At 67.1% G+C, this 25,748-nt stretch carries 23 protein-coding genes; 10 read left to right on the top strand and 13 right to left on the bottom strand.

The window, feature by feature from the left end; translation table 11 throughout:
* Nucleotides 1-136: 136 nt before the first annotated feature.
* The 7 genes from SOM39_RS15525 to murJ all read right to left on the bottom strand — a co-directional run bounded on the left by SOM39_RS15525 (nt 137) and on the right by murJ (nt 10,031).
* Entirely contained in the window at nt 137-823 is a 687-nt protein-coding gene (locus tag SOM39_RS15525) for a lysoplasmalogenase (RefSeq protein ID WP_320458841.1), read from the bottom strand.
* Complete coding sequence (locus SOM39_RS15520) at nt 820-2,703, bottom strand: peptidase M61 (protein WP_320458840.1); 1,884 nt, start codon at nt 2,701-2,703, stop codon at nt 820-822. Before SOM39_RS15520 ends, SOM39_RS15525 begins: the two co-directional genes overlap by 4 nt.
* Nucleotides 2,704-3,073: 370 nt before the next feature.
* Nucleotides 3,074-4,024 carry a 4-hydroxy-3-methylbut-2-enyl diphosphate reductase gene (gene ispH / locus SOM39_RS15515; protein ID WP_093533089.1) on the bottom strand — a complete coding sequence of 317 codons (951 nt, stop codon included), beginning with the start codon at nt 4,022-4,024 and terminating at the stop codon, nt 3,074-3,076.
* A 33-nt stretch (nt 4,025-4,057) separates the two neighbouring features.
* A complete protein-coding gene (gene lspA / locus SOM39_RS15510; RefSeq protein WP_068850210.1) occupies nt 4,058-4,576 on the bottom strand; it encodes a signal peptidase II in 519 nt (172 codons plus the stop codon).
* Complete coding sequence (gene ileS, locus SOM39_RS15505) at nt 4,576-7,407, bottom strand: isoleucine--tRNA ligase (protein WP_320458839.1); 2,832 nt, start codon at nt 7,405-7,407, stop codon at nt 4,576-4,578. The genes lspA and ileS overlap by 1 nt, the downstream gene beginning before the upstream one ends.
* Nucleotides 7,404-8,351: a bifunctional riboflavin kinase/FAD synthetase gene (locus SOM39_RS15500; protein WP_210131637.1), complete on the bottom strand. Its 948-nt coding sequence runs from the start codon at nt 8,349-8,351 to the stop codon at nt 7,404-7,406. Before SOM39_RS15500 ends, ileS begins: the two co-directional genes overlap by 4 nt.
* Before the next feature lie 75 nt (nt 8,352-8,426).
* Nucleotides 8,427-10,031, bottom strand: a complete 1,605-nt coding sequence (murJ, locus tag SOM39_RS15495; protein WP_068850200.1) for a murein biosynthesis integral membrane protein MurJ — start codon at nt 10,029-10,031, stop codon at nt 8,427-8,429.
* A 116-nt stretch (nt 10,032-10,147) separates the two neighbouring features.
* On the opposite strand from murJ, the gene rpsT reads away from it, so the two are divergent.
* Nucleotides 10,148-10,417, top strand: a complete 270-nt coding sequence (gene rpsT / locus SOM39_RS15490) for a 30S ribosomal protein S20 (RefSeq protein ID WP_017354922.1) — start codon at nt 10,148-10,150, stop codon at nt 10,415-10,417.
* A 130-nt stretch (nt 10,418-10,547) separates the two neighbouring features.
* On the opposite strand, the gene cgtA is transcribed toward rpsT, so the two are convergent.
* From cgtA to rplU, 3 genes are all read right to left on the bottom strand, one after another.
* Nucleotides 10,548-11,597 (bottom strand): Obg family GTPase CgtA, encoded by a 1,050-nt coding sequence (gene cgtA, locus SOM39_RS15485; protein WP_068850197.1) that lies wholly within the window; start codon nt 11,595-11,597, stop codon nt 10,548-10,550.
* 140 nt (nt 11,598-11,737) lie between these two features.
* Nucleotides 11,738-11,998 carry a 50S ribosomal protein L27 gene (gene rpmA / locus SOM39_RS15480; protein ID WP_019184517.1) on the bottom strand — a complete coding sequence of 87 codons (261 nt, stop codon included), beginning with the start codon at nt 11,996-11,998 and terminating at the stop codon, nt 11,738-11,740.
* A 15-nt stretch (nt 11,999-12,013) separates the two neighbouring features.
* A complete protein-coding gene (gene rplU, locus SOM39_RS15475) occupies nt 12,014-12,331 on the bottom strand; it encodes a 50S ribosomal protein L21 (RefSeq protein WP_068850193.1) in 318 nt (105 codons plus the stop codon).
* 266 nt (nt 12,332-12,597) lie between these two features.
* On the opposite strand from rplU, the gene uvrA reads away from it, so the two are divergent.
* Both uvrA and SOM39_RS15465 read left to right on the top strand, forming a co-directional pair.
* The gene (gene uvrA / locus SOM39_RS15470) at nt 12,598-15,603 is read left to right on the top strand and encodes an excinuclease ABC subunit UvrA (protein ID WP_320458838.1); all 3,006 of its coding nucleotides are present in this window, start codon (nt 12,598-12,600) and stop codon (nt 15,601-15,603) included.
* Nucleotides 15,603-16,010 carry an acyl-CoA thioesterase gene (locus SOM39_RS15465; RefSeq protein WP_306989424.1) on the top strand — a complete coding sequence of 136 codons (408 nt, stop codon included), beginning with the start codon at nt 15,603-15,605 and terminating at the stop codon, nt 16,008-16,010. Before uvrA ends, SOM39_RS15465 begins: the two co-directional genes overlap by 1 nt.
* 245 nt (nt 16,011-16,255) lie before the next feature.
* Here SOM39_RS15465 and SOM39_RS15460 read toward each other — a convergent pair whose 3' ends face one another.
* Nucleotides 16,256-16,714, bottom strand: coding sequence for a copper chaperone PCu(A)C (locus SOM39_RS15460; RefSeq protein WP_320458909.1), 459 nt, complete (start codon nt 16,712-16,714; stop codon nt 16,256-16,258).
* Between the two features lie 34 nt (nt 16,715-16,748).
* Between SOM39_RS15460 and SOM39_RS15455 the strand changes: the two genes are divergently transcribed.
* The 4 genes from SOM39_RS15455 to SOM39_RS15440 all read left to right on the top strand — a co-directional run bounded on the left by SOM39_RS15455 (nt 16,749) and on the right by SOM39_RS15440 (nt 20,632).
* Complete coding sequence (locus SOM39_RS15455) at nt 16,749-17,528, top strand: enoyl-CoA hydratase/isomerase family protein (RefSeq protein ID WP_068850181.1); 780 nt, start codon at nt 16,749-16,751, stop codon at nt 17,526-17,528.
* Between the two features lie 157 nt (nt 17,529-17,685).
* Entirely contained in the window at nt 17,686-18,594 is a 909-nt protein-coding gene (gene tesB / locus SOM39_RS15450) for an acyl-CoA thioesterase II (protein ID WP_068850178.1), read from the top strand.
* Between the two features lie 6 nt (nt 18,595-18,600).
* Nucleotides 18,601-19,116, top strand: a complete 516-nt coding sequence (locus SOM39_RS15445) for a putative signal transducing protein (protein WP_217536844.1) — start codon at nt 18,601-18,603, stop codon at nt 19,114-19,116.
* Between the two features lie 301 nt (nt 19,117-19,417).
* Nucleotides 19,418-20,632 (top strand): RNA polymerase sigma factor, encoded by a 1,215-nt coding sequence (locus SOM39_RS15440; RefSeq protein ID WP_320458837.1) that lies wholly within the window; start codon nt 19,418-19,420, stop codon nt 20,630-20,632.
* A gap of 65 nt (nt 20,633-20,697) precedes the next feature.
* Here SOM39_RS15440 and SOM39_RS15435 read toward each other — a convergent pair whose 3' ends face one another.
* Complete coding sequence (locus SOM39_RS15435; protein WP_320458836.1) at nt 20,698-21,279, bottom strand: EF-hand domain-containing protein; 582 nt, start codon at nt 21,277-21,279, stop codon at nt 20,698-20,700.
* Between the two features lie 155 nt (nt 21,280-21,434).
* Here SOM39_RS15435 and SOM39_RS15430 point away from each other — a divergent pair, with 155 nt between their 5' ends.
* Both SOM39_RS15430 and SOM39_RS15425 read left to right on the top strand, forming a co-directional pair.
* Entirely contained in the window at nt 21,435-22,190 is a 756-nt protein-coding gene (locus tag SOM39_RS15430) for an arginyltransferase (RefSeq protein ID WP_068850166.1), read from the top strand.
* A gap of 37 nt (nt 22,191-22,227) precedes the next feature.
* Complete coding sequence (locus tag SOM39_RS15425; protein ID WP_320458835.1) at nt 22,228-23,433, top strand: endonuclease/exonuclease/phosphatase family protein; 1,206 nt, start codon at nt 22,228-22,230, stop codon at nt 23,431-23,433.
* A gap of 145 nt (nt 23,434-23,578) precedes the next feature.
* On the opposite strand, the gene purT is transcribed toward SOM39_RS15425, so the two are convergent.
* Complete coding sequence (gene purT, locus SOM39_RS15420) at nt 23,579-24,766, bottom strand: formate-dependent phosphoribosylglycinamide formyltransferase (protein ID WP_320458834.1); 1,188 nt, start codon at nt 24,764-24,766, stop codon at nt 23,579-23,581.
* 111 nt (nt 24,767-24,877) lie between these two features.
* Between purT and SOM39_RS15415 the strand changes: the two genes are divergently transcribed.
* Nucleotides 24,878-25,747: an SPFH domain-containing protein gene (locus SOM39_RS15415; RefSeq protein WP_095363408.1), complete on the top strand. Its 870-nt coding sequence runs from the start codon at nt 24,878-24,880 to the stop codon at nt 25,745-25,747.
* Nucleotide 25,748: the final 1 nt, after the last annotated feature.

The raw sequence follows: 25,748 nt of genomic DNA, 5'->3' as shown, positions 1-25,748 counted from the left end.
AGTCGGCAGTCGTTTGGGAACCGACCCTACCAGAGCCATGCCAGCAGCCCAGGTAAAGCCCCCACCACAGCCGCGCCATGCAGGCAGCAATGCCAGTCGTCCGACCCCAGTCATCCCTCCAAGTGCGGGCGAGCCGTTATCGGACCGAGCGGGCTATGCAGTATTGCGCTGCGTAGTAGGTGCTTAGTACGCACAGGGTTGCGGCTGGGAGGCCGCCGCCGAAGCGGTCCCACGCCAGTACGGAGTCGCTGATGACGAACAGGACTGCGCCGATTGCGGCCCAGCGGGTGCTTGTGGGTGCGGATGGGGTTGCTGCGTTGTTCGACCACGCACGCGCCAGGGCGAGTGTAGCCATCAGCGCGAGCACGACCACGTAGACCACTACCGGGATGCGCAGGTCGGTGGGAAGCAGCGGCCATAGGCCGGCCAGGTTGATGCCGGCGAATACGGCCAGCAATGCGGCTGCAAACAGCATGCCCCGCCCTGCCCTGAAGCCTTCGCGGAAGGCGACGATGTAGCAGACGTGCGCGAGCAGGAAGGCGATCAGCCCCGGTACGAAGGCGTCGAAGGGCAACATCAGAAAGATGTCGCCGATGCAGGAAAACGCCATCCCGAGCAGGATCGCGCGGGCGTAGGTGCGGTGGGCGGAGGGTGTGTCGGTTGCCGACCAACGGTCGGCACTACGGAACGCCATGGCTGCTATCAGCAGCGTGGCCAGCGGTTTGGCGATCCAGTGCAGCCAGCGGCCGTCGCCGTCCAGCGACGCGCCGATGATGGCGGCTACCGCCGCCAGCAGAATCGGCACGTCGCGGCTCAGGTTCATCGCGCTTTCCAGAGCTCGGCCAGGCGGTCGGGCTTGCCGGCGATGCGCTGCAGCGAGGGGTACTGCAGGCCGCCGTGGTAATCGAGCTTGATGGTGTCAATGCGGTCGAAGTTGCGCACCAGCAGGGTGAGCGGTGCCTTGTCGGTCTTGGCGGCGGCGACGGCGTCCTTCAGGTCCTCGCCCTTGAACACGCGGCCGTTGAGCGCGAGCACGCTCATGCCCGGGGCCAGGCCGGCGTTGAAAGCGGGGCTGTCCCACAGCACGTCGGTGATGGCGCCGCCGTCGGTGACGGCCACGCCCAGCGAGTACAGCAGGTTGGTGTTCTTGGCGCGGGTTTCCTGCGCCTTGAAGGCATCGTTCGGGGTATCGGTGTAGACCAGCTTCCAACCCGCCGCTTCCAGCCCGCCGATGAGCGGGCCGTGGCCGTCCAGGCGCTCACGCAGGAAGCTGGCCCAGTCGTACGGGGCGATGCCGTTCAAGGTGCTGACCACTTCATCGAACGTATACGGGTTCACGTTCCAGTCGCCGTCGTGCATGCCGAAGAAGGCCTTGGCGAAATCATCGATGCTGCGCTTGTTGCCGGTCAAGGCGCGCAACTTGCCTTCGACGTCCAGCCACACCATCTGCCCGCCGGAGTAGTAGTCCTCGCTCATCTGGTAATTGCGGAACGCCAGGGCGCGGCGCTGGGCGATGGTGGGGTCGTTGGTGGTGTCCTGCAGGTTGCGCCAGGCCAGGCCGGGACGCCCACGATCGTAGGTGGCTGCGACATTCGCCAGCATGTCGCGGGTCTGGTCGGTGCTCCACAGGCCCGAACGCGCGGCCAGCACGTGGCCCCAGAACTGGGTCTGGCCTTCGTACAGCCACAGCAGGCTGTCGCCCATGGGCACGTTGAAGTTGGCGGTGGTCAGGTCGGCGCCACGGCGGTACTTGCCGTTCCAGGAGTGGTTGAATTCGTGCGGCAGCAGGTCGCGTCCGAGCCAGGTCTTGTCCCACTCGGTGAAGTAGCCGGTATCGCCGCTGTTCTCGCTGGAGCGCTGGTGCTCCAGGCCGATGCCGCCGAGCTTGCTGGTGAGCGCGAGCAGGAATTCGTAGCGGTCGAAGTGGCGTGCGCCGTAGAGCTTGTACATCTGCTGCACCAGCGCGCGATGCGCCTGCAGCTGTTCGGGCTTGGCCACCAGTGATTTGGCGTCGTCGGCGAACACGTTGAGGTGCACGGGCACCTTGGCGCCGGGGTCGAGGTCGAACTGCTGGTAGTGGCGGCCGGCGAACAGCGGCGAGTCCACCAGGTGGTCGTAGCTGATGGGCTTGAACACCACGGTGTCGCCATCGCGGCGCTCGGTGTCCAGCGCGGTGGCGTAGGCCCAGCCCGGCGGCAGGGTGACGCTGGCCTGGGCCTGGATGTTGCGGGTGATCACGCCGGCCGGGTACAGCGAGTTGGCGTTCCACTGCAGGTTGAGCATTTCCGGGGTCATCACCACGCGGCCCTGCCCTGCGCCCTGCGAGGAGAGGAAGTTGAAGTTGGCGACGACTTCATTGGCACCCTGCGGGACGTCCACGGTGAAGGCGTAGACGTTGTAGGGGTCGCGCTTCCACGCCAGCGGTTTGCCGTTGGCGGTGACGACGAGGCCGGCGAGTTTGTCGATGGGGCCGCTGGGGGAATGTGCGCCGGGCAGCCATTGCGGGTAAAGCAGGGTGAGCGGGCCCGGTTGGGCCGGCACGGTGGCCTTGACCTTGAAGATGCGGCGGCCGATGTCGCGTGCGTCCACGTCGATGCGCAGCGTGCCCGGGAAGGCGACGTCCTGCGGCGGGGGTGTCTGCGCGTGCACGCCGGTGGCAGTGGCGGCGAGAAGCACGGAGAGGACGGCGGCACGCAGTTTCATCGAAGACAGTTCCGGCATACGAAAGGATCGATGCTAGACCTGCGTGGGGCACAGCCCCATGGCCAAAGGTCATGCCTTCGCCGCGTGGGGAGTCGTCATCGGCGGTCGATCGGGATGCGACCCTACCAGCCGGTGGCCAACATTCGTCGCACGTTCGGCGCGCATGGTTGATTGATCCCGCTCCCGATGGGCACGTAACAATTCGTAGGTCCGGCCGTTGGCCGGACACCGCGCGCAGCGCGGCGCAAGCGTCCAGCCGCGCGCGACCCCGGCGGCCACAATCCCTCCGGCGTTTAAACGTTCCGAAGATATCCGCCAGGGGTTCGTGACCCCTGATCGAAAGGCAGCCGGCCAACGGCCGGCGCTACCGTCAGCTGATGAGGCGCAGCCTCAGCTCCTTGGGCAACGCAAACACCATCGATTCGGGTTCGCCTTCAAGCTCGCCGACGCCGGTGGCACCCAGCTCCTTCAGCCGCTCGATCACGCCATCCACCAGCACCTGCGGCGCGGAGGCACCCGCGGTGAGGCCGATGTGCTTCTTGCCCAGCACCCACGCCGGGTCGATCTCGTCGGCGCCGTCAATCAGGTAGCTTTCCACGCCATCACGGCGCGCCAGTTCGCTGAGGCGGTTGGAGTTGGAGCTGTTCGGCGAGCCCACCACCAGCACCAGGTCGCAGCGCTTGGCCAGGTCGCGCACGGCGTCCTGGCGGTTCTGGGTGGCGTAGCAGATGTCGTCGTTCTTCGGGCCCTGCATGGCCGGGAAGCGCGTGCGCAGGGCTTCGATGATGCCGCGGGTGTCGTCCACCGACAGCGTGGTCTGGGTGGTGTAGGCGAAGTTGTCCGGCTGGTTGAGTTCCAGCGTGGCCACCTGCTCCACATCTTCCACCAGGTAGATGGTGCCGCTGCCGGCTTCCTGCTTCCACTGGCCCATGGTGCCTTCCACTTCCGGGTGACCGGCGTGGCCGATCAGCACCACGTCGCGGCCGGCACGACAGTGGCGCGCCACTTCGAAGTGGACCTTGGTCACCAACGGGCAGGTGGCGTCGAACACCTTCAGGCCACGACGGTCCGCTTCCTGGCGCACGGCCTGGGAAACGCCGTGGGCGCTGAAGATCACCGTGTTGCCATCGGGCACTTCGTCGAGTTCTTCGACGAAGATCGCGCCGCGCTGTTTGAGGTCGTCCACCACGAAGCGGTTGTGCACCACTTCATGGCGCACGTAGATGGGCGCGCCCAGCGTTTCGATCGCGCGCTTGACGATCTCGATCGCACGATCGACACCGGCACAGAATCCACGCGGGTTGGCGAGCAGCACATCCATCAGACAGGTCTCCCGGCAGCGGCCGGCGGTGGGTTACGGGTTGGCATTATCCGCCTTTTTGGCGGCCTTGCCGTCGAACAGGCCGAACACCGCGATGCCGATGGCACCGACCACGATGGCGGCGTCGGCGATATTGAACGAGGGCCAATAGTGCTCACCCACGTACCACTGGATGAAATCGACCACGTGGCCGTGCACCTGGCGGTCGATGACGTTGCCGATGGCCCCGCCGATCACCAGCGCGTACGGCACGGCGCTGCGCCAGTGCGCACGCGGGGTGCGCGACAGCCAGAACGCCATCAGGCCGCTGATGCCCACCGCCAGCGCGGTGAAGAACCACAGCTGCCAGCCACCGGCGTCGCTCAGGAAACTGAACGCTGCGCCGGTGTTGTAGGTGCGGTACCAGTTCCAGAAGCCGTCGATGACGGCTACTGGCTGGTACTCGGGCAGGCTGGAAAGGACCCAGGCCTTGCTCCACTGGTCGAGGATGATGATGGCGGCCGACAGCACCAGCCACACCAGCGCGCTCGGGCGCGGACGCGGGGCGGCCATCAGAACCACTTCCGGTCTTCGCCGGCACCGTCGACGTTGCTTGCGCAACGACCGCACAGTTCCGGGTGGGCGGCCACGCTGCCGATGTCGGCACGGTAGTGCCAGCAGCGCACGCACTTCTGCTTGGTGGTCGGCTGGGCGCTGACGAACACCTCGTCGGTGGTAGCCGGGCGCACGCTGACATCGCCACTGATGAACAGGAAGCGCAGTTCATCGGCCAGCGGCTGCCAGCGCGCGGCGGTTTCCTCGCTGGCGGCGACGGTGATTTCCGCTTCCAGCGCGGCGCCGATAGCACCGTTGGCGCGCATCGGCTCGAGCACCTTGGCCACCTGCTCGCGCAGGGCCAGCAGCTGGTCGAAGTCGGCAGCGTTGATCGCGGCATCGGCCGGCAGCGGCACCAGGCCTTCGTACCACGTGGCAAACAGCACGTTTTCCTTGCGCTCGCCCGGCAGGTAGCCCCACAGCTCATCGGCGGTGAAGGTCAGGATCGGCGCGATCCAGCGGGTGAACGCTTCGGCGATGTGGTACATCGCGCTCTGCGCCGAACGGCGGCCGCGCGAGTCGGTCGGCATGGTGTACAGCCGGTCCTTGGTGACGTCCAGGTACAGCGAGCCGAGGTCCACGCTGCAGAAGTTCAGCAGCAGCTGCACGATTTCGGCCATGTTGTAGCCGGTGTACGCCGCCTTGATCTTCTCCTGCACTTCCCAGGCGCGGTGCACGATCCAGCGGTCCAGCGCGACCATGTCGGCGGGAGCGACCAGGTGCTGGGCGGGATCGAAGCCGTCCAGGTTGCCGAGCAGGAAGCGCGCGGTGTTGCGCAGGCGCCGGTAGGCGTCCGCGTTGCGCTTGAGGATTTCCTGCGACAGCGACATTTCGTTGCTGTAATCGGCCGAGGCAATCCACAGGCGCAGGATGTCCGCGCCCAGGGTCTTCATGATGTCCTGCGGTTCGATGCCGTTGCCCAGGGACTTGGACATCTTGCGGCCCTTCTCATCCACGGTGAAACCATGGGTGAGGCACTGCTTGTAGGGCGCGTGCTTGTCGATGGCCACGCCGGTGAGCAGCGAGGACTGGAACCAGCCGCGGTGCTGGTCGGAACCTTCCAGGTACAGGTCGGCCGGCTTGCCGAAGCCACGCTCCAGCAGCACGCCTTCATGGGTGACGCCCGAGTCGAACCAGACATCGAGGATGTCGGTGACCTTCTCGTACTGCGCCGCTTCATCGCCCAGCAGTTCGGCCGCGTCCAGCGCGTACCAGACGTCGATGCCGCCGGCCTGCACGCGGTCGGCCACCTGCTGCATCAACTCGACGGTGCGCGGGTGCGGCTCGCCGGTTTCGCGGTGGGTGAACAGTGCGATCGGCACGCCCCAGGTGCGCTGGCGGCTGATGCACCAGTCCGGGCGGCCATCGACCATGCTGCCGATGCGCGCCTTGCCCCAGCTCGGGAACCAGCCGACGTTGTCGATGGCGGCCATGGCATCGCTGCGCAGGTTGGCCTGGTCCATCGAGATGAACCACTGCGGGGTGGCGCGGAACACCACCGGCGTCTTGTGGCGCCAGCAGTGCGGGTAGCTGTGCACGATTTCCACGAACGCCAGCAGCGCACCGGAGTCGCGCAGCACGTCCACGATCAACGGCTGCGCCTTCCACAGGTGCACGCCTGCCAGCACCACCTCGCCGGCCGGCGGGGTGGACGGCAGGTACACGCCACGGCCATCCACCGGGTTGATCTGGGCGGCGGTGTAGTTGTCCATCAGCCCGTACTGCTGGCTGACCACGAAATCTTCCTGGCCGTGGCCGGGGGCGGTATGCACCGCACCGGTACCGTCTTCATCGGACACGTGCGCGCCGTTGAGCAGCGGGATATCGCGCTGCGGGTAGAACGGGTGGGCCAGCAGCAGGTTTTCCAGTGCGGCACCGGCGGCATGGCCGTGCGCGACGACGTCTTCCACGCCATAGCGGCGCAGGGCGCGCTCGGCCAGGCTGGCGGCGATCACCAGCCAGCGGCGCTTGCCGGCATGGGCCGGGCCTTCGACCAGGGCGTACTGGATATCCGCGCCCAGCGACACCGCCAGCGAGGCCGGCAGCGTCCACGGGGTGGTGGTCCAGATCGGCACGGCGACCTCGACATCGGCCGGCAGGCTCACGCCGAAGCGCGCGGCCAGCTGCGCCGAATCGCGCGCCACGTAGGCCACGTCGATGGCCGGCGAGGTCTTGTCCTGGTACTCGATTTCCGCTTCGGCCAGCGCCGAGCCACAATCGAAGCACCAGTGCACCGGCTTGGCGCCGCGCACGATGTGGCCGTTGGCGAAGATCTTGGACAGCGCGCGGATTTCATTGGCTTCGAAATCGAAGCTCAGGGTCTTGTACGGGTTGTCCCAATCGCCGATCACGCCCAGGCGCTTGAAGTCGCGGCGCTGCAGGTCGATCTGCTCTTCGGCGTAATCGCGGCACTTCTGGCGGAACTCGACGGCATCGAGCTTGACGCCGACCTTGCCCCACTTCTTTTCGACCGCGATTTCGATCGGCAGGCCGTGGCAATCCCAACCGGGCACGTAGGGGGCATCGAAGCCGGCCAGGTAGCGCGACTTGACGATGATGTCCTTGAGGATCTTGTTGACCGCATGGCCCAGGTGGATCTGGCCATTGGCGTACGGCGGGCCGTCGTGCAGCACGAACAGCGGGCGACCCTGCGCGTTTTCGCGCAGGCGGGCGTACAGGCCCTCGTCTTCCCAGCGCGACAGAATGCCCGGCTCGCGCTTGGGCAGGTCGCCGCGCATCGGGAATTCGGTGGCCGGCAGATGAAGGGTGGCTTTGTAGTCCTGGCTCACGCAGTGGCTCGCAATCTGTGTTCGGAAAGGATGTGACGGGCCTGATCGGCGTCACGGTGCATCTGGTCGGTCAATGCCGCCAGATCATGGAACTTTTCTTCGTCGCGCAGCTTGGCGACGAACTCAACCTGGATATGCCGACCGTACAGGTCGCCCTGGAAATCGAACAGGTGCGCTTCCAGCAGCGGCTCCACCCCGTCCACGGTCGGCCGGGTGCCGAAGCTGGATACCGACGGCCACGGCTGGTCGAACACGCCGTGCACCCAGGTGGCATAGATGCCCGCCAGCGCCGGCGTTTTCGGGAAGCGCAGGTTGGCGGTGGGGAAGCCGAGGGTGCGGCCGAGCTGGCGCCCGCGCACTACCCTGCCCCCGATCGCATACGGGCGCCCGAGCAGATCGGCCGCATGGGCGAAATCGCCCTCGCGCAGCAGCTGGCGGATGCGGGTGGCGGAAATGCGCTCGCCGTGGAAATCCACCGGGTCGATCTCGCCGGCGCTGAAGCCGCGTTCGGCGCCCATGGCCTGCAGCAGGGCCAGGTCACCGCGGCGGCGGTTGCCGAAGCAGAACTCCGGCCCGATCCACACTTCGCGCGCGCCCAGCCGGTTGACCAGCAGCTGTTCGACGAAGGCTTCGGCGGGCATGGCGGCCATGGCCGCATCGAAACGCAGCAGGCCGATGGCATCCACGCCGAAATCGCGCAGGATGGTGACCTTGTCGCGGGCCAGGGTCAGCCGCGGCGGCGGCTCGCCCTGGGCGAAGTATTCGCGCGGCAGCGGTTCGAACGCGACCGCCACGGCGGGCACGCCCAGCGCGCGGGCACGCGCGGCCGCATGCCGCACCAGCGCACGATGGCCAAGGTGCAGGCCGTCGAATGCGCCGATGCAGACCACGCTTCCGTGCGGGAACAAAGGCCCGCCTTCGATGCTTCTGAACAACCTGGTCATCTACTGGGAATCCGGCCCGTCAGGACCGATGCGTTGCAAGGGATAGCCATGAAGTATAGCCGGGGTGCCCATGGATCAATGCTCGCGCAGGTGACGCGGGCGGAAGCCCATGGCGACCAGGGCCAGCAGGTAGGTCAGGCCACCGCCGCCGACCAGCAGCGCGAGGTTGCCGATCCGGTGCCATTTGTCCATGTCGGTGAAGTCGGTCATCAGCTGCAGCAGGCCCAGCAGGACTGCCACCATGGCCGCGCAGGCCAGGCCCAGGCGGGTCACGTAGCCGCCCCAGCCCGCCTTGGGCTGGTACACGTCGGTCTTGCCCAGCCAGTACCAGAGCAGGCCGAGATTCAGGTAACTGGACAGCGCGCTGGCAATGCCCAGCGCCAGGTGCAGGCCCGGCTGCTTGCCCAGCGCCACCCACACGCCCTGCGCCTTCAGCGCCTCGGGCACCATCACGTGGTACAGCACGGCCAGCAGGATGAAGTTGAAGACCATATTGGCCACCAGCGCGACCAGGCCGGCGCGCACCGGGGTACGGGTGTCCTGGCGGGCGTAGAACGCCGGCAGCACCACCTTGAGCAGGGCGAAGGCCGGCAGGGCGAAGCTCAGGCCGTACACCGACAGCGCGGTCATGCGGGTATCGAAGGCGGTGAACTGGCCATGCTGGAAGATCGTGGCGATCAGCGGCTCGGCGCACAGCATCAGGCCGAGCATGGCCGGCACGGCGATCAGCAGCGTGGTGCGCAGGCCCCAGTCCAGCGCGCTGGAGAAGCCGGCCTTGTCGGTACTGACATGGTGGCGGGCCAGCGCCGGCAGGATCACCGTACCCAGCGCCACCCCGAACACGCCCAGCGGCAGCTCCAGGAAGCGGTCGGCCAGCGATAGCCAGGACTGCGAGCCATCGGTCAGCTTGGCCGCGATCACGGTATCCAGCAGCAGGTTGATCTGGGCCACCGAGGAGCCGAACAGGGTCGGCACCATCAGGGTCAGCACCTTGCGCACGCCGGGGTGGGTCCAGCCCCAGCGCGGCAGCGTGAGCAGGTTGATGCCGTGCAGCGACGGCAGCTGGAACAGCAGCTGCAGCACGCCGGCGGCAAGCACGGCCCAGCCCAGCGCCAGGATCTGCTTTTCCGGCGTGCCGCCCAGCCGCGGCGCCAGCCACAGCGCGCCGGCGATCATGCACAGGTTGAGGATCACCGGGGTCAGCGCCGGCATGGCGAAGCGCTGGAAGCTGTTCAGCGCGCCACCGGCCAAGGCGGTGAGCGAGACGAACAGCAGGAACGGGAAGGTCAGCCGGAACAGGTCCACCAGCAGGCCGTGCTTGGCCGGGTCGGTGTCGACCCCGCTGGAGAACAGGGTGGCCAGCTGCGGGGCGAAGATCAGCGCCAGCGCGGTGACCAGCAGCAGCACCGCGCCCAGGGTGCCGGCCACGCGCGACATCAGCTCGCGCAGTTCCTCATGCGAACGGGTTTCCTTCACTTCCGTGAACACCGGCACGAAGGCGGTGGCGAACGAGCCCTCCGCGAACAGGCGGCGCAGGAAGTTGGGCACCCGGAAGGCCACCCAGAAGGCGTCGGTCACCGCATTGGTGCCGAACGTGGTGGTGACGGCCAGATCGCGGACCAGGCCCAGCACCCGTGAAATCATGGTCATGCTGCTGAAAGACAGCAGCCCGCGCAACATCCTTGGTGAACTCACCCGTGTTTCCTCTTGACAATTGACTTGACGTACATTTTTCGAGCCATCATACTTTCCAGCTTGCTGTTCCCATTACACCGATTTTTCAGGAAACCACCACTGTGGCCAATATCAAGTCCGCCAAGAAGCGCGCCAAGCAGACCGTCGTGCGCAACGCGCGCAATACGGCTCAGCGTTCGATGCTGCGCACCGCTGTCAAGAAGGTGATCAAGGCGCTCGACGCCAACGATGCCGCCGGCGCCGAGGCAGCCTTTGCCGTCGCCCAGCCGATCCTCGACCGTTTCAGCTCGCGTGGTCTGATCCACAAGAACAAGGCCGCTCGCCACAAGAGCCGCCTGACCGCGCGCATCAAGGCCCTCAAGGCCGCCTGATACGGCGCAACGCCGCGCCTGGCGCGGCGTGCGGTACAAAAACCCGGCCCTGGCCGGGTTTTTTGCGTGGTTGACGGCCTCACAGAAAAACCCGGCCGAAGCCGGGTTTTCCGAGGAAGCAACGTCAGCGTCAGAGCGCGTTGCGCGCATCCGCTTCGTCTTCCTTCTGGCGGTCGAAGAAGGCCATGATGTTGGTCATGATCGGCCAGGTGCCTTCACGGCCCAGCGCCGAGACCAGGTACCACGGCTGGGTCCAGCCCAGCTCGGCGATGATCTTCTCGGCCGCCGCCTTGGCCTCGTCCTCGAACATCAGGTCGGCCTTGTTCAGCACCAGCCAGCGCGGCTTTTCCAGCAGCTCCGGGTCATGCTTGGCCAGCTCGCGCTCGATCGCACGGACCTGCTCGATCGGCGAGATTTCCACGCCGCCCTCCATGGGGGAGATGTCCACCAGGTGCAGCAGCAGGCGGGTGCGCTGCAGGTGGCGCAGGAACTGCGCGCCCAGGCCGGCACCATCGGCGGCACCTTCGATCAGGCCGGGAATGTCGGCAATCACGAAGCTGCGGTAGTTCTCCACGCGCACCACGCCCAGGTTGGGGTAGAGGGTGGTGAACGGGTAATCGGCCACCTTGGGGGTGGCAGCGGACACGGCGCGGATCAGCGTGCTCTTGCCCGCATTGGGGAAGCCCAGCAGGCCGACGTCGGCCAGCAGCTTCAGCTCCAGCTTGAGCAGGCGCTCCTCGCCCTCCTCGCCCGGCAGCGACTGGCGCGGCGAACGGTTGGTGGAGCTCTTGAAGTGCATGTTGCCCAGGCCGCCCTTGCCGCCCTTGGCCACCAGCAGGATGTCGTCGTGCTGGGTCAGGTCACCGATCACTTCGTCGGTGGCCACGTTCATCACCACGGTGCCGACCGGCACGGTGATGACCAGGTCTTCGCCGCCCTTGCCATAGGCCTGGCGGCCCATGCCGTTCTCGCCGCGCTGCGCCTTGAAGATGCGCTCGTGGCGGAAATCGACCAGGGTATTGAGGTTTTCGTCGGCGCGGATGTACACGCTGCCGCCATTGCCGCCGTCGCCGCCGTCCGGGCCGCCCAGCGGAATGAACTTCTCGCGACGGAAACCGACGCAGCCGTTGCCGCCATTGCCGGCGGTAACCTGGATTTCTGCTTCGTCTACAAGTTTCATGATTCTGGATGCCAACTGGAGGCGGTGGGCAACGGGTGCGCCCGACCGCAGAGTCTAACGTGAAAAACAAAAACCCCGCCGAAGCGGGGCTTTCGTCAGCGGCCCCACGCCGGGGCGGGGGCGCCTGCGTGCCGCGAAGCTCAGGCTTCGGCGACGACGCTGACGGTACGACGCTTCTTCGGGCCCTTCACCGAGAACTCCACCTTGCCGTCGACGAGCGCGAACAGGGTGTGGTCACGGCCGAGGCCGACGCCGGTACCCGGGTGGAACTGGGTGCCGCGCTGACGCACGATGATGTTGCCGGCATCGATGGCCTGGCCACCGAAGATCTTGACGCCGAGGTACTTCGGGTTGGAGTCGCGACCGTTGCGCGATGAGCCTACGCCCTTCTTATGTGCCATGACTGCTTCTCCTTATTACTTCTTGCCACCGGCGATGCCGGTGATCTCGATTTCGGTGTAGTACTGACGGTGACCCTGGCGCTTCATGTGGTGCTTGCGGCGACGGAACTTGATGATCCGGACCTTGTCGGCACGACCCTGCGACACGACCTTGGCGGTGACCGAAGCGCCGCTCAGAGCGTCGCCCAGCTTGATGCCATCGCTGTCACCCAGCATCAGGATTTCTTCGAACTTGATCTCGTTGCCGACTTCGACTTCGAGCTTTTCAACGCGGAGCGTTTCGCCCTGCGCCACGCGGTATTGCTTACCGCCGGTTACCAGTACTGCGTACATGACCAGACTTCCTCTGTAGTTATTGTGGTCTATGGACTGCCGCCATCGAGGGCGGACAGAAGCGGGATTTTAATGACTCACCCCAGCCCGGGTCAACCCACCCCCTGCTTTGAGCCGTCCTCCCCTGAACCCCGTTCAGGTTCAGGGCCCGCCGGTCTCAATAGATGAGACAAGGGGCTGGCAATGTCGCTGATTGCCCCCAAATCCCAAGCTCGGTAGGCTGACCGATTGCCGTCTCCGCTTGCCCCACTTTCAACGGATCCCCCATGGCGATGGATTTCATCCGCATCCGCGGCGCGCGGACGCACAACCTCAAGAACATCGATCTCGACCTGCCCCGCGACAAGTTGATTGTCATTACCGGCCTGTCCGGCTCAGGCAAGTCCTCGCTGGCCTTCGACACGATCTACGCCGAAGGCCAGCGCCGCTACGTGGAGTCCCTGTCGGCCTATGCCCGCCAGTTCCTGAGCGTGATGGAAAAGCCGGACCTGGATCATATCGAAGGCCTGTCGCCAGCGATCTCCATCGAGCAGAAGTCGACCTCGCACAACCCGCGTTCGACCGTGGGCACCATCACCGAGATCTACGACTACCTGCGCCTGCTGTACGCCCGCGTGGGCAGCCCGCGCTGCCCCGACCACGGCTACCCGCTGGAAGCGCAGACCGTGAGCCAGATGGTGGACCACGTGCTGACCCTGGACCCGGAACAGCGCTACATGCTGCTGGCCCCAGTGATCCGCGAACGCAAGGGCGAGCATGCCCAGGTGTTCGACCAGCTGCGCGCGCAGGGCTTCGTGCGCGTGCGGGTGGACGGTGCGCTGCATGAAATCGATGCGGTGCCGCCGCTGGCGCTGCGCCAGAAGCACACCATCGAAGCGGTGATCGACCGGTTCCGTCCGCGCGAGGACATCAAGCAGCGCCTGGCCGAAAGCTTTGAAACCGCGCTGAAGCTGGGCGACGGCATGGTCTCGGTGCAGTCGCTGGATGTCGAGGACGCCCCGGCCCACCTGTTCTCGTCCAAGTACAGCTGCCCGGTCTGCGATTACTCGCTGCCGGAGCTGGAACCGCGCCTGTTCTCGTTCAATTCGCCGGTGGGCGCCTGCCCGGGCTGCGATGGCCTGGGCATGGCCGAATTCTTCGACCCCTCGCGCGTGGTGGTGCACCCGGAGCTGTCGCTGTCGGCCGGTGCCGTGCGCGGCTGGGACCGCCGCAACGCGTACTACTTCCAGCTGATCGCCTCGCTGGCCAAGCACTACAAGTTCGACACCGACGCGCCGTGGCAGAGCCTGTCCGAGCCGGTGCGCAAGGCCGTGCTGTACGGCAGCGGCGATGAAACCATCACCTTCACCTACTTCACCGAAGCCGGTGGCCGCACCCAGCGCAAGCACCGTTTCGAGGGCATCATTCCGAACCTGGAACGCCGCTACAAGGAAACCGAATCGGCGGCGGTGCGCGAAGAGCTGGCCAAGTACATCAGCGAACGCAACTGCCCCGAATGCCAGGGCCAGCGCCTGAACCGCGCCGCGCGCAACGTGTTCGTGGCCGACCGTGCGCTGCCGGAACTGGTGGTGCTGCCGATCGATGAAGCGCTGAAGTTCTTCAGCGGCATGACCCTGCCCGGCTGGCGCGGCGAGATCGCAGGCAAGATCGTCAAGGAGATCGGCGAGCGCCTGGGCTTCCTGGTCGACGTGGGCCTGGATTACCTCACCCTGGAGCGCAAGGCCGACACCCTGTCCGGTGGCGAAGCCCAGCGCATCCGCCTGGCCAGCCAGATCGGCGCCGGCCTGGTCGGGGTGATGTACGTGCTCGACGAGCCCTCCATCGGCCTGCACCAGCGCGACAACGAGCGCCTGCTGGGCACCCTCACCCGCCTGCGCGACCTGGGCAATACGGTGATCGTGGTCGAGCATGACGAAGATGCGATCCGCCTGGCCGACTACGTGCTGGACATCGGTCCGGGCGCCGGCGTGCACGGCGGCGAGATCGTCGGCCAGGGCACCCTGCAGGACATCCTGGACGCGCCGCGTTCGCTCACCGGCCAGTACCTGTCGGGCAAGCGCGCGATCGAGATTCCCGCGCGCCGGCACAAGCCGAACCCGAAGATGACGCTGCACCTGCGCGGTGCCAGCGGCAACAACCTCAAGGGCGTGGACCTGGACATTCCGTCGGGCCTGCTGACCTGCATCACCGGGGTGTCCGGTTCGGGCAAGTCGACCCTGATCAACGACACCCTGTTCTCGCTGGCCGCCAACGAGATCAACGGCTCCTCGCACCCGATCGCGCCGTACAAGGACGTGGAAGGCCTGGACCTGTTCGACAAGGTCGTGGACATCGACCAGTCGCCGATCGGCCGCACCCCGCGTTCGAACCCGGCCACCTACACCGGCCTGTTCACCCCGCTGCGCGAGCTGTATGCGCAGGTGCCCGAAGCACGTGCGCGCGGCTATTCGCCGGGCCGTTTCAGCTTCAACGTGCGCGGCGGCCGCTGCGAAGCGTGCCAGGGCGATGGCCTGATCAAGGTGGAGATGCACTTCCTGCCGGACGTATACGTGCCCTGCGATGTGTGCCACGGCAAGCGCTACAACCGCGAAACGCTGGAGATCCTGTACAAGGGCTACAACATCAACGACGTGCTGCAGATGACCGTCGAAGATGCGCTGAAGCTGTTCGAACCGGTGCCGAGCATCGCGCGCAAGCTGGAAACGCTGGTGGACGTGGGCCTGAGCTACATCAAGCTGGGCCAGAGCGCGACCACGCTGTCCGGTGGTGAAGCGCAGCGCGTGAAGCTGTCCAAGGAGCTGTCGCGCCGCGATACCGGGCGCACGCTGTACATCCTGGACGAGCCGACCACCGGCCTGCACTTCCACGACATCGAAGCGCTGCTGGGCGTGCTGCACAAGCTGCGCGACGAGGGCAACACGGTGGTGGTGATCGAACACAACCTGGACGTGATCAAGACTGCGGACTGGATCGTCGACCTGGGGCCGGAAGGTGGCCACCGCGGCGGCACCATCCTGGTCACCGGCACGCCCGAGGACGTGGCCGCGCACCCGGCGTCGTACACCGGCCAGTTCCTGGCCAAGATGCTGCCCTCGGTCAGCGCGCGCCCGGAACGCCCGGCGGCGGTAGCCAACAAGCCCGACGCCCGCCCGCCGCGCAAGGCCAAGCCGGAAAAGCCGGCCAAGGTGGCCAAGAATGCGGTGGCCGCCAAGCGCGCCACCACCCCCAGCAAGACCAGCCCTGCCAAGACCACGAAGGCGAAGAAGAAGTAATGAGCAGCGAACACAAGATCCTGGCCCGCGTGCCGATCAGCGTGCGCTGGCGCGACATGGACAGCATGGGCCACGTCAACAACGCCAAGTACATCTCCTACCTGGAAGAGGCGCGCGTGCGCTGGATGCTGGGCGTGGAAGGCGTTGCCATGACCGACCGTATCGCGCCGGTGGTGGCGGCGACCAACGTCAACTACCGCCTGCCGATCGTGTGGCCCAACGACATCGTGGTGGAGCTGTTCGTCGAGCGCCTGGGCAACAGCAGCGTGACGATCGGCCACCGCATCGTGGACCAGAAGAACGACAGCACGCTGTATTCGGATGGCAACGTGGTGGTGGTGTGGATGGACACCCAGACCGGCAAGAGCGCCCCGCTGCCGGACGCAATTCGCAACGCGTCTACTTGAATCAGACAGGCCGCCGATGAGGCGGCCTGTTTCGTTCAACAGGCGTCTGCGTTTGTGGTCATGCCCTACCGCTCGTGGACGCTCCGCGCGCAGTCGTCTGGGGAGCGACCCTACCAGCGGGTCCGCGCCCGACCCGCATCACCGACGCAGTGGGGCATGGCGCCGGTAGGGTCGGTTCCCAAACGACTGCACTGAAATCGTCTACGTGCGACGAACGCATGACGTTTCTCCGAGGCTAACGCTGTCTACCGCACTGCCGACCTAGGGGCGTCGGCACGGACGGCAAGCATCGCGTCCACCTTACGGCCGTCTTCCAAACTCAAACGCAACGGCACCTGGCCGCCCTTCGCAAGCGGCACTTCCGGCTGCATCAACATCAGGTGCAGGCCGCCGGGCTTCAACGCTACGCTCGATCCCGGCGCGATCGGCAGCCGCTCCACCGCGCGCATCCGGCCCACACCGTCGACCAGCGTGGTTTCATGCAGCGAAACGTCGCCGAAGGCCTTGCTGCCGGCGGCCACCACGGTCACCGGCGTCCTGCAGCCGTTATGGATCTCGCCGTAACCGGCCGCCATCGTTACCCCCGGCGGCGGCAACCGCACCCAGCCCTCGCGCACCGTCACACACGACGGCTCCGCCGCTGTGGCCGATGCTGCGGCCGCACACATCGCCAACAATACGCACACGAATGGTTTGGTTATCATCGCCTCAGTTCCCTGCCCGCAACGAGATCGCAGCATGACGACGCTTATCGAGGTGATCAACCATGGCCCCATCCGCGAGCTGCGGCTGGCCCGCCCGCCGGTCAATGCGCTGGACACCGAGTTGTGCCGTCAGCTGATCCACGACATCAACCAGGCCATGGCCGATGACGTGCACGGCATCGTGCTGTCGGGCAGCGAGCGCATCTTCAGCGCCGGCATGGACGTGCCGCACCTGCTCAGCCACGGCGAGGACCGGCACAAGCTGCTGGACAGCTGGCAGGCGTTCTTCGGCGCGGTGCGCACCCTCGCCGAGAGCCGCGTGCCGGTGGTGGCCGCGCTGACCGGCCACGCCCCGGCCGGCGGCTGCGTGCTGGCGCTGTGCTGCGATTACCGGATCCTGGCGCGCAGCCCGGACCCGGCCCAGCCCACGGTGATCGGCCTGAACGAGGTGCAGGTGGGGCTGGTGGCGCCGGAAGGCATCCAGCGCCTGATGCGCCGGGTGGTGGGCCACCACCGCGCCTCGCAGCTGCTGATCGGCGGTGAAATGGTACCGGCCGAACGCGCACTGGAGATCGGGCTGGTGGATGAGCTGGCCGCCCCGGCCGACGTGGTGCCGCGCGCGGTGGCCTGGCTGGGTCGCCTGCTGAAGCTGCCGCGCCAGCCGATGCTGCTCACCCGCGCCATTGCCCGCGAAGACCTGCATGAAGCACTGCACGCCGACCTGATCCGGCTGGACCGGTTCGTCGAGGCCTGGTATGCCCCGGATGCGCAGCAGGCGTTGCAGACGCTGGTGGCACGGCTGGGAAAAGCGTAAGCCAAGGCCACCCGACCAACGGTCGGGTGCTACCGGCGATGGGGCGGTGTGCCCGGTAGCGCCCGACCGTTGGTCGGGCGGCGGCGCACGGCGCCGGCAGTTGGCGACTGGCCACCACCGGTATAATTCCCGTCCGTCCCAACGCCAGGCCGCCGCCTTGTCCCAGCCGCAAGAACCCGTCGTTTCCGAGCTGATCGACCTGCTCACGCTCGAGCGCCTGGAAGACAACCTGTTCCGCGGCCAGAGCCGCGACATCGGCACCAAATACGTGTTCGGCGGCCAGGTGCTGGGCCAGGCCCTCTCGGCGGCCCAGGCCACGGTCGAGAACGGCCGGCATGTGCATTCGCTGCATGCCTACTTCCTGCGCGCCGGCAACATCGACCACCCGATCGTGTACGACGTGGACCGCACCCGCGATGGCGGCAGCTTCTCCGTGCGCCGGGTCACCGCGATCCAGCACGGCAAGGTGATCTTCTTCTGCGCCGCCTCGTTCCAGCAGGCCGAAAGCGGGGCCGAGCACCAACACAAGATGCCCGAAGTGCCGCAACCGGAAGACATCGAACCGAACCGCCCACTGCCGCCGGAAGTGCTGGAACGGCTGCCGATCAAGGTGCAGCGCTGGCTCTCGCGCGGCGGCCCGTTCGAGTTCCGCCACGTGTACCCGCGCGATGAACTGCACCCGCCCAAGCGCCCGCCCTACCACCAGGTGTGGCTGCGCCTGAATGAAACGGTGGGCGATGCGCCCGAACTGCACCAGGCGCTGCTGGCCTATGCGTCGGACTTCCACCTGCTCGGCACCGCGACCTTCCCGCACGGCATCAGCTACTACCAGCCGCACGTGCAGATGGCCTCGCTGGACCATGCGATCTGGTTCCACCGCCCGTTCCGCGCCGACGACTGGCTGCTGTATTCGCTGGACAGCCCCAGCGCGCAGGATTCGCGCGGGCTGGCCCGTGGCCAGTTCTTCACCCGCAACGGCATACTGGTTGCCAGCACCGCGCAGGAAGGCCTGATCCGCGTGGTGGATGACAGTGCCGCGGCCGCCGCCGTACCGGCCAAGGAATAATTCGATATGCGTCAGATCTTCACCAGCCAGCGCGTGGAAACCGTGGAAGGCGTGGCCAAACTGCTGCGCGATGCCGGCATCGAGGTGCGCATCACCAACGGGCGCTCGTACCACAGCAAACGCGGCAGCCAGTTCAGTTACCTGGACACCAGCAAGGCCACCACCCACCCCACCCTGTGGGTGGTACACGCCAACGACCAGCCGCGCGCGCGCGAAATCCTGCGCGATGCCCGACTGCTGGAAACCACCCGGCGCGACCACCCCACCGCCGAATTCGCCTTCCGCGACCAGGCCGACGACGTGGCCCCACGCCGCAATTGGGCCTGGCGCATCCGCATCGGCCTGCTGCTGATCATCGCCGCCGTGGCAATGGTGGTGGTGATGCGCCACCGCAGTGCCCCGACGGCTGCACCGGTACAGACGCAACAGGCACAACCCCAGGCCCCGGCAGCCGAACCGGCGCCAGCGCAGGAAGAAGAAGAGGTGCGAGTCCGGATCACACCTCCGACCCAACAACCGTGAGCCGACCCGACGTATCCGGATCTCCCTGCGCACGTAAAAACTCGTAGTGCCGACTGTCAGTCGGCAACCGCGCGCCAGCGCGGCCCAAGCGTCCGAAGACCGTAACGCACCACGCCGATGGTGTGGTCGACGTTTACCGCCTGCCGGAGCCACCTGTCAGGCGCTCATGATGCCGGAACGAAGAGCAGCCGACTGACAGTCGGCTCTACCGCGCCCCTCGCGCGACCCCGCCCCGCCCCGCCCCCGGTCACATTCCCCGCCCCATCCCGTCATGATGTCACCACCCACAGGGACCGACGCCATGACCACGCTGCCGCTGATCGACACGCTGGACCGCGAACTGCCTGCCGCCGCCGGCGGCTGCCAGCAGTCGTACGGGCGCATCGTGCTGGCCTGCCAGAACACCGTGACCGCGATCGCGCTGGCGATCACCCGCGACGTGCAGGCCAGCGAGGACATCGCGCAGGAAGCCTTCATCAAGGGCTGGCAGCAACTCAACCAGCTGCACAACCACGGCAGCTTCCTGCCCTGGCTACGCCAGATCACCCGCAACCTGGCCCGCGACTGGCTGCGCGCCAACCGCGGCCGGCCGCTGTCGGGCGAGGCCGCCGAGATCGCCATCAGCATGGCCGCCGACCCGGGCCCCTCCGCGCCGGAATACCTGCAGCGGGTGGAGGAGGAAGTGGCCGCCGAAGAGATCATCTCCGCGTTGCCCGAGGACAGCCGCGAAACGCTGCTGCTGTACTACCGCGAAGGCCAGAGCTCGCAGCAGGTGGCCAACCTGCTGGGGCTGAGCGATGCCGCCGTGCGCAAGCGCCTGTCGCGGGCACGCGCCAGCGTGCGCGAGGAAATGCTGCGGCGCTTCGGCGAGTTCGCGCGCGGCAGCGCGCCCAGCGCGGCCTTCGCCACCGCGGTGGTTTCCATGGTGATGGTAGCCGCACCGGGCACGGCGAGCGCGGCGATCCTGCTGGGCACCAGCGTGGGCGTGGGCAGCAGCAAGCTCGGCCTGGGCGGTGCCAGCCTGTCCGGCGGTGCGGCAATGGGCTCACTGGGCGCGGCAGCCAGCCAGAGCCACCTGCTCGGCCCGGAGTTCAACTGGACCATCGCCATCGGCGCGATGGCCGGCGGCGTGATCGGCAGCTACCTCGGTGGCCGCTACCTGCTCTGCTACACCCAGACACTGGCCGAGCGCGCGGCGGTGCATCGCTTCGTGCACTACAGCACGTTCACCGCGATGCTGGTCTGCGCGGCGGTGCTGGCGCTGACGGTGCTGAATGCACCGGTGTATCTGTCGCTGGCCGCGATGGTGCTGGGCACCGCCCTGGTGAACTACCAGATCCTGGTGCCGCTGCAACGGATCATGGCGCCGATGATCGCGCGTGATGCCGCACGCAAGGGACGCACGGGACCCAGCTGGGTGTACCAGTCGATGTACGGACGACCTGCTTTGCTGATCACCAATCTGGTGATCGTCGGCCTGATCCTGACCGTGGCCGGCGAGCGCGGGTTGATCTGACCCATGAAAAAGCGCCGGTCGGTGACCGGCGCTTTCCGGGTTGCCGGGCAGGGCCCGGCGCTACGTTACTTTGCCTTCGGCGGCATCGGCGGCTTGTCGCCGCGGTGTTCGCCGCGCGGGCCACCGAACGGGCCCTTGGCCGCGTCGAATTCGGCCTTGCTCAGCTGGCCGTCCTTGTTGGTATCGGCCGCAGCGAACCACGCATCACGGTGCTGCTTCATGCCCAGCTCGCGGTCGGCCTTGTCCAGGTAGCCGTCCTTGTTGAGGTCCATCTGGTCGAAGCGCGCGGCCAGCTTCGGGTCGGCCTTGGCTTCGTCGCGGCTGATCCGGCCGTCCTTGTTCGCGTCCAGCTTTTCCAGGCGCTCATGCCCGCCACCCGGGCCACGGCCGTGGCGCTTGCCCTGCCAGCGCGGCAGTTCCTCGCGGGACAGCTTGCCGTCCTTGTTGGTGTCCAGGCTGTCGAACTTCTCGGCCAGGCGCGGCGCCTTGGCGGCCTCGGTACGGTCGACGAAACCATCGCCATTGGTGTCCAGCATCGCGCGGGCCGGCTTGGCGGGCGTGGCCGGGGTATCGGCGGCCACCGCCAGGCCGGCAGCGCCGGTGGTCATCAGCAGGGCCAGCAGCAGAAGGGGTTTGCGGTTGCGCATGGGTCACTCCGGTGTTTGGGGGATGTTTCGTGCGGTGCGTTGGCACCCACGGGAGAGAAAACGCGCGGGCGCCGGCCGCGTTGACAGCGCCACCGGCCGTGTTCATTCGCCAGACAGTCGCGCCGCCTGCGACGCCCCGGCGCTATGCTGTGGGCATGGCGATCCACACCGACCGCGACGACGAGCTGCGCCTGTTCCAGACCGGGGACCATCCCTGTGGCTACTGGCCGGAGCGGGCTGCGCGCGACCTGGTGCTGGACCCGCACGACCAGCGGCTGGGCACGCTGTACCCGATGGCGCTGAGCTGGGGCTTCCGCCGTTCCGGCGATCTGGTCTACCGCCCGCACTGCGCCAACTGCCATGCCTGCGTGTCGGTGCGGGTGCCGGTGGCCCGTTTCGCACCCGACCGCAGCCAGCGCCGCTGCCTGGCGCGCAACGACGACCTGGAAGTGCGGATCGTGGCTGCCGAGCAGACCGATGAGCAGTTCGCGCTGTACCACCGCTACCTGACCCATCGCCACGCCCAGGGCGGCATGGACGAGCACGGCCCGCACGAGTTCGACCAGTTCCTGATCGGGCAGTGGTCGCAGGGTCGCTTCCTGGAAATCCGCGGACCGGCCGAAGATGGCCATCGAGGCCCGCTGCTGGCGGTGGCGGTCACCGATGTCACCCCGCAGGGGCTGTCGGCGGTGTACACCTTCTTCGACCCGGACCACGCCCACCGCGGGCTGGGCACCTTCGCGATCCTGCAGCAGATCGCCTGGGCCCGGCGCGAGCAGCTGCCGCACCTGTACCTGGGCTACTGGATCCGCAACCACCGCAAGATGGACTACAAGCGCCGCTTCCGGCCGCTGGAGGCCTACGACGGCCGCCGCTGGCACGAGTTCGACGAGGCGCTGGACGGCATCTGACCCGCCATTGCAATGCCCGCCCGTGCAGAATAGCGGGATGAAAGCCCATCCCCTGATCCTCGCCCTGGCCCTGCTCTGCGGCGCCTGCGCCCAAACCCCGACCAAGACCGCCGCCATGCCGGAAGCCACCTCCGCGCCGCTGCGGATCGCCACCTACAACACCTCGCTGTACAGCGATGAGACCGGCGGGCTGATCGCCGAACTGGAAAGCGACAGCGCGCACGCGCGCAAGATCGCCGCGGTGCTGCAGCAGGTGCGCCCGGACCTGGTGCTGCTCAACGAATTCGACTACGACGACGCCCACCGCGCCGCCGACCTGTTCCAGCAGCGCTACCTGGAAGTGGCCCAGCCGGGCGGCGGTGAGCCGCTGCACTTCGCCTACCGCTACCTGGCCCCGGTCAACACCGGCGTGCAGAGCGGGCTGGACCTGGACAACAACGGCCAGATCGGCGGCGACGGCCGCAACCGCGGCAACGATGCCTGGGGCTACGGCCTGCACCCGGGCCAGTACGGCATGCTGGTGCTGTCGCGGTACCCGATCGACGAGGCCAAGGTGCGCAGCTTCCAGCTGCTGAAGTGGAGCACGCTGCCCGGCGCGCTGCGCCCGATCGACCCGCGCAGCGGCAAGTCGTTCTACAACGACCACGTGTGGTCGCAGCTGCGGTTGTCGTCCAAGTCGCATTGGGACGTGCCGGTGCACACCCCCAACGGCGTGGTGCACGCACTGGTCTCGCACCCCACCCCGCCGGTGTTCGACGGCCCGGAAAAGCGCAACGCGGCGCGCAACCACGACGAACTGCGGCTGTGGCAGGAATACCTGGCGGCCGGCGACAAGCCCTGGCTGTGCGATGACAAGGGCACCTGCGGCGGGCTGGCACAGGACGCGCGCTTCGTGATCCTGGGCGACCTCAACAACGACCCGGTGGATGGCGATGGCCGCCATGACGCGATCGTCGAACTGATCGAAAACGCGCGCGTGCTGCGCTACCCGACCCCGCGCAGCGTAGGTGCCGAGCAGACCAGCCTGGCCTATGCCGAAAAGGGCATCGTGCGGAAGGGTGCGCCGTTCCACGCCACCGGCGATTTCGGGCCGAAATCCGGCACCATGCGCCTGGATTACGTGCTGCCGTCAGTGGGCTTCAACTACATCGGCAGCGGCGTGTTCTGGCCGGCCAACGAAAGCCCCGAAGCGAAGATCGCCGACGGCAGCGACCACCACCTGGTGTGGGTGGACGTGCGGTAAGAGCGTATCGACCAACGGTCGATACCTACCGGGTTGATGATTGCAATGCGTTACCGGCCATGCTTGCCGTTCGTTCCGCACAACGCCATCTCTCGGGGGCGGCCCGACGGCCGCCCCAGCACGTAGAAACGAAGACGCCAACGCCTTACGCGGGCAACTTGATCGTGATCGCTTCCGCCGCCTCGCGCGCGATCTTCCGCGCTTCGTCGATGGACTCAGCCCGCGCCAGCGTCACCCCAACCCGGCGGTGCCCATGAACGCTCGGCTTGCCGAACAGGCGCAGCGCCGTGTCCGGATGCGCCAGTGCCGCCTCTACGTTGCTGAAGACCGGCACGCCTTCGCCGTGCGCCAGCATCGCGCAGGAGGCCGACGGGCCACTCTGGCGGATCAGCGGGATCGGCAGGCCCAGGATGGCGCGCGCGTGCAGCGCGAATTCGCTCAGTTCCTGCGAGGCCAGCGTGACCAGGCCGGTGTCATGCGGGCGCGGCGAGACTTCGCTGAACCACACGTCGTCGCCCTTCACGAACAGCTCTACGCCGAACAGGCCCCAGCCGCCCAGGTCATCGGTGATCGCCTGCGAGATCTCTTCGGCACGCGCCAGCGCGGCCGGCGACATCGGCTGCGGCTGCCAGCTTTCGCGGTAGTCGCCATCCTTCTGCCAATGCCCGATCGGCGCGCAGAACGAGGTGCCCCCGGCATGGCGCACGGTCAGCAGGGTGATCTCGTAATCGAAATCGATGAAGCCTTCCACGATGCAGCGGCCGGCACCGGCACGACCACCGGTCTGTGCATATTCCCAGGCCGGCGCGATGTCGGCCTCGTCGCGCAGCGTGCTCTGGCCCTTGCCCGAGGAGGACATCACCGGCTTCACCACGCACGGCAGACCGATCGCCGCCACGGCGGCGCGGTACTCGGCCTCGGTGTCCACGAAGCGGTACGGCGAGGTCGGCAGGCCAAGGGTTTCGGCGGCCAGGCGGCGGATGCCTTCACGGTCCATGGTCAGGCGCGCCGCGCGCGCGGTCGGCACCACCCGCTGGCCGGTTTCCTGCTCCAGCTGGACCAGGGTTTCGGTGTGGATGGCTTCGATCTCGGGCACGATCAGGTGCGGTTTCTCCTCGGCGATCAGCGCGCGCAGCGCCATCGCATCGAGCATGTCGACCACGTGCGACCGGTGCGCCACCTGCATGGCCGGGGCGTCGGCATAGCGGTCGGCAGCAATCACCTCCACCCCCAGCCGCTGCAGCTCGATGGCGACCTCCTTGCCCAGTTCGCCCGAGCCCAGCAGCAGGACACGGGTGGCGGAGGGGGACAGCGGCGTGCCGAGCGTGATCATGGCGATATTCCGGACATCAGAGGCGGGACGCCATTTTATGGGATGGGGCCCTTGCAGGAGTGATATCAATTTGATATCAATATTCCAAACCCACCCGCAAAGGATGCCCCCATGAAAGAAAAGCCCGTCCCCTCCCTCTCCGGCATCCCCTTCCTGCTGGCCGTGCTGGCCCTGCTGGTGGTCTCCGCATGGCTCTTCTTCTCCGGGATCGAACCCGGCAACGTCAACCTGCTGCTGATGCTCGGCGGCGTGCTGCTGGGCCTGATTGCCCTGTTCAGCCTGACCGGCCTGTACACCGTGCAGCCCAACCAGGCGGCGGTGCTGAGCCTGTTCGGCAAGTACGTCGGCACGGTCAAGGACAACGGCCTGCGCTGGAACAACCCGTTCTTCAGCAAGAAGAAGGTCAGCCAGCGCGTGCGCAACTTCGAAAGCGGCAAGCTCAAGGTCAACGAACTGGACGGCAGCCCGATCGAAATCGCCGCGGTCATCGTCTGGCAGGTCGTGGACGCCTCCGAAGCGGTCTACAACGTGGACGACTACGAAAGCTTCGTGCACATCCAGTCCGAATCCGCCCTGCGTGCGATGGCCACCAGCTACCCCTACGACCAGCACGAGGACGGCCAGCTCTCCCTGCGCAGCCACGCCGCCGAGATTTCCCAGCACCTCAAGGACGAACTGGCCGAACGCCTGGCCGATGCCGGCGTGCAGGTGCTCGATGCGCGCATCAGCCACCTGGCCTACGCCCCGGAAATCGCCCAGGCGATGCTGCAGCGGCAGCAGGCCAACGCAGTGATCGCCGCGCGCACGCGCATCGTCGCCGGTGCCGTGGGCATGGTCGAAATGGCCCTGAACGAACTGCAGAAGAACAACGTGGTGCAGCTGGATGAAGAGCGCAAGGCGCAGATGGTGGGCAACCTGCTCACCGTGCTGTGCTCGGACCGCGGCACCCAGCCGATCGTCAACGCTGGTTCGTTGTACTGAG

The sequence above is a fragment of the Stenotrophomonas sp. CFBP8994 genome, from assembly GCF_034044835.1.
Classification (GTDB): Bacteria; Pseudomonadota; Gammaproteobacteria; order Xanthomonadales; family Xanthomonadaceae; genus Stenotrophomonas; species Stenotrophomonas rhizophila_A.
This window is presented reverse-complemented; position numbering and strand designations above follow the sequence as displayed.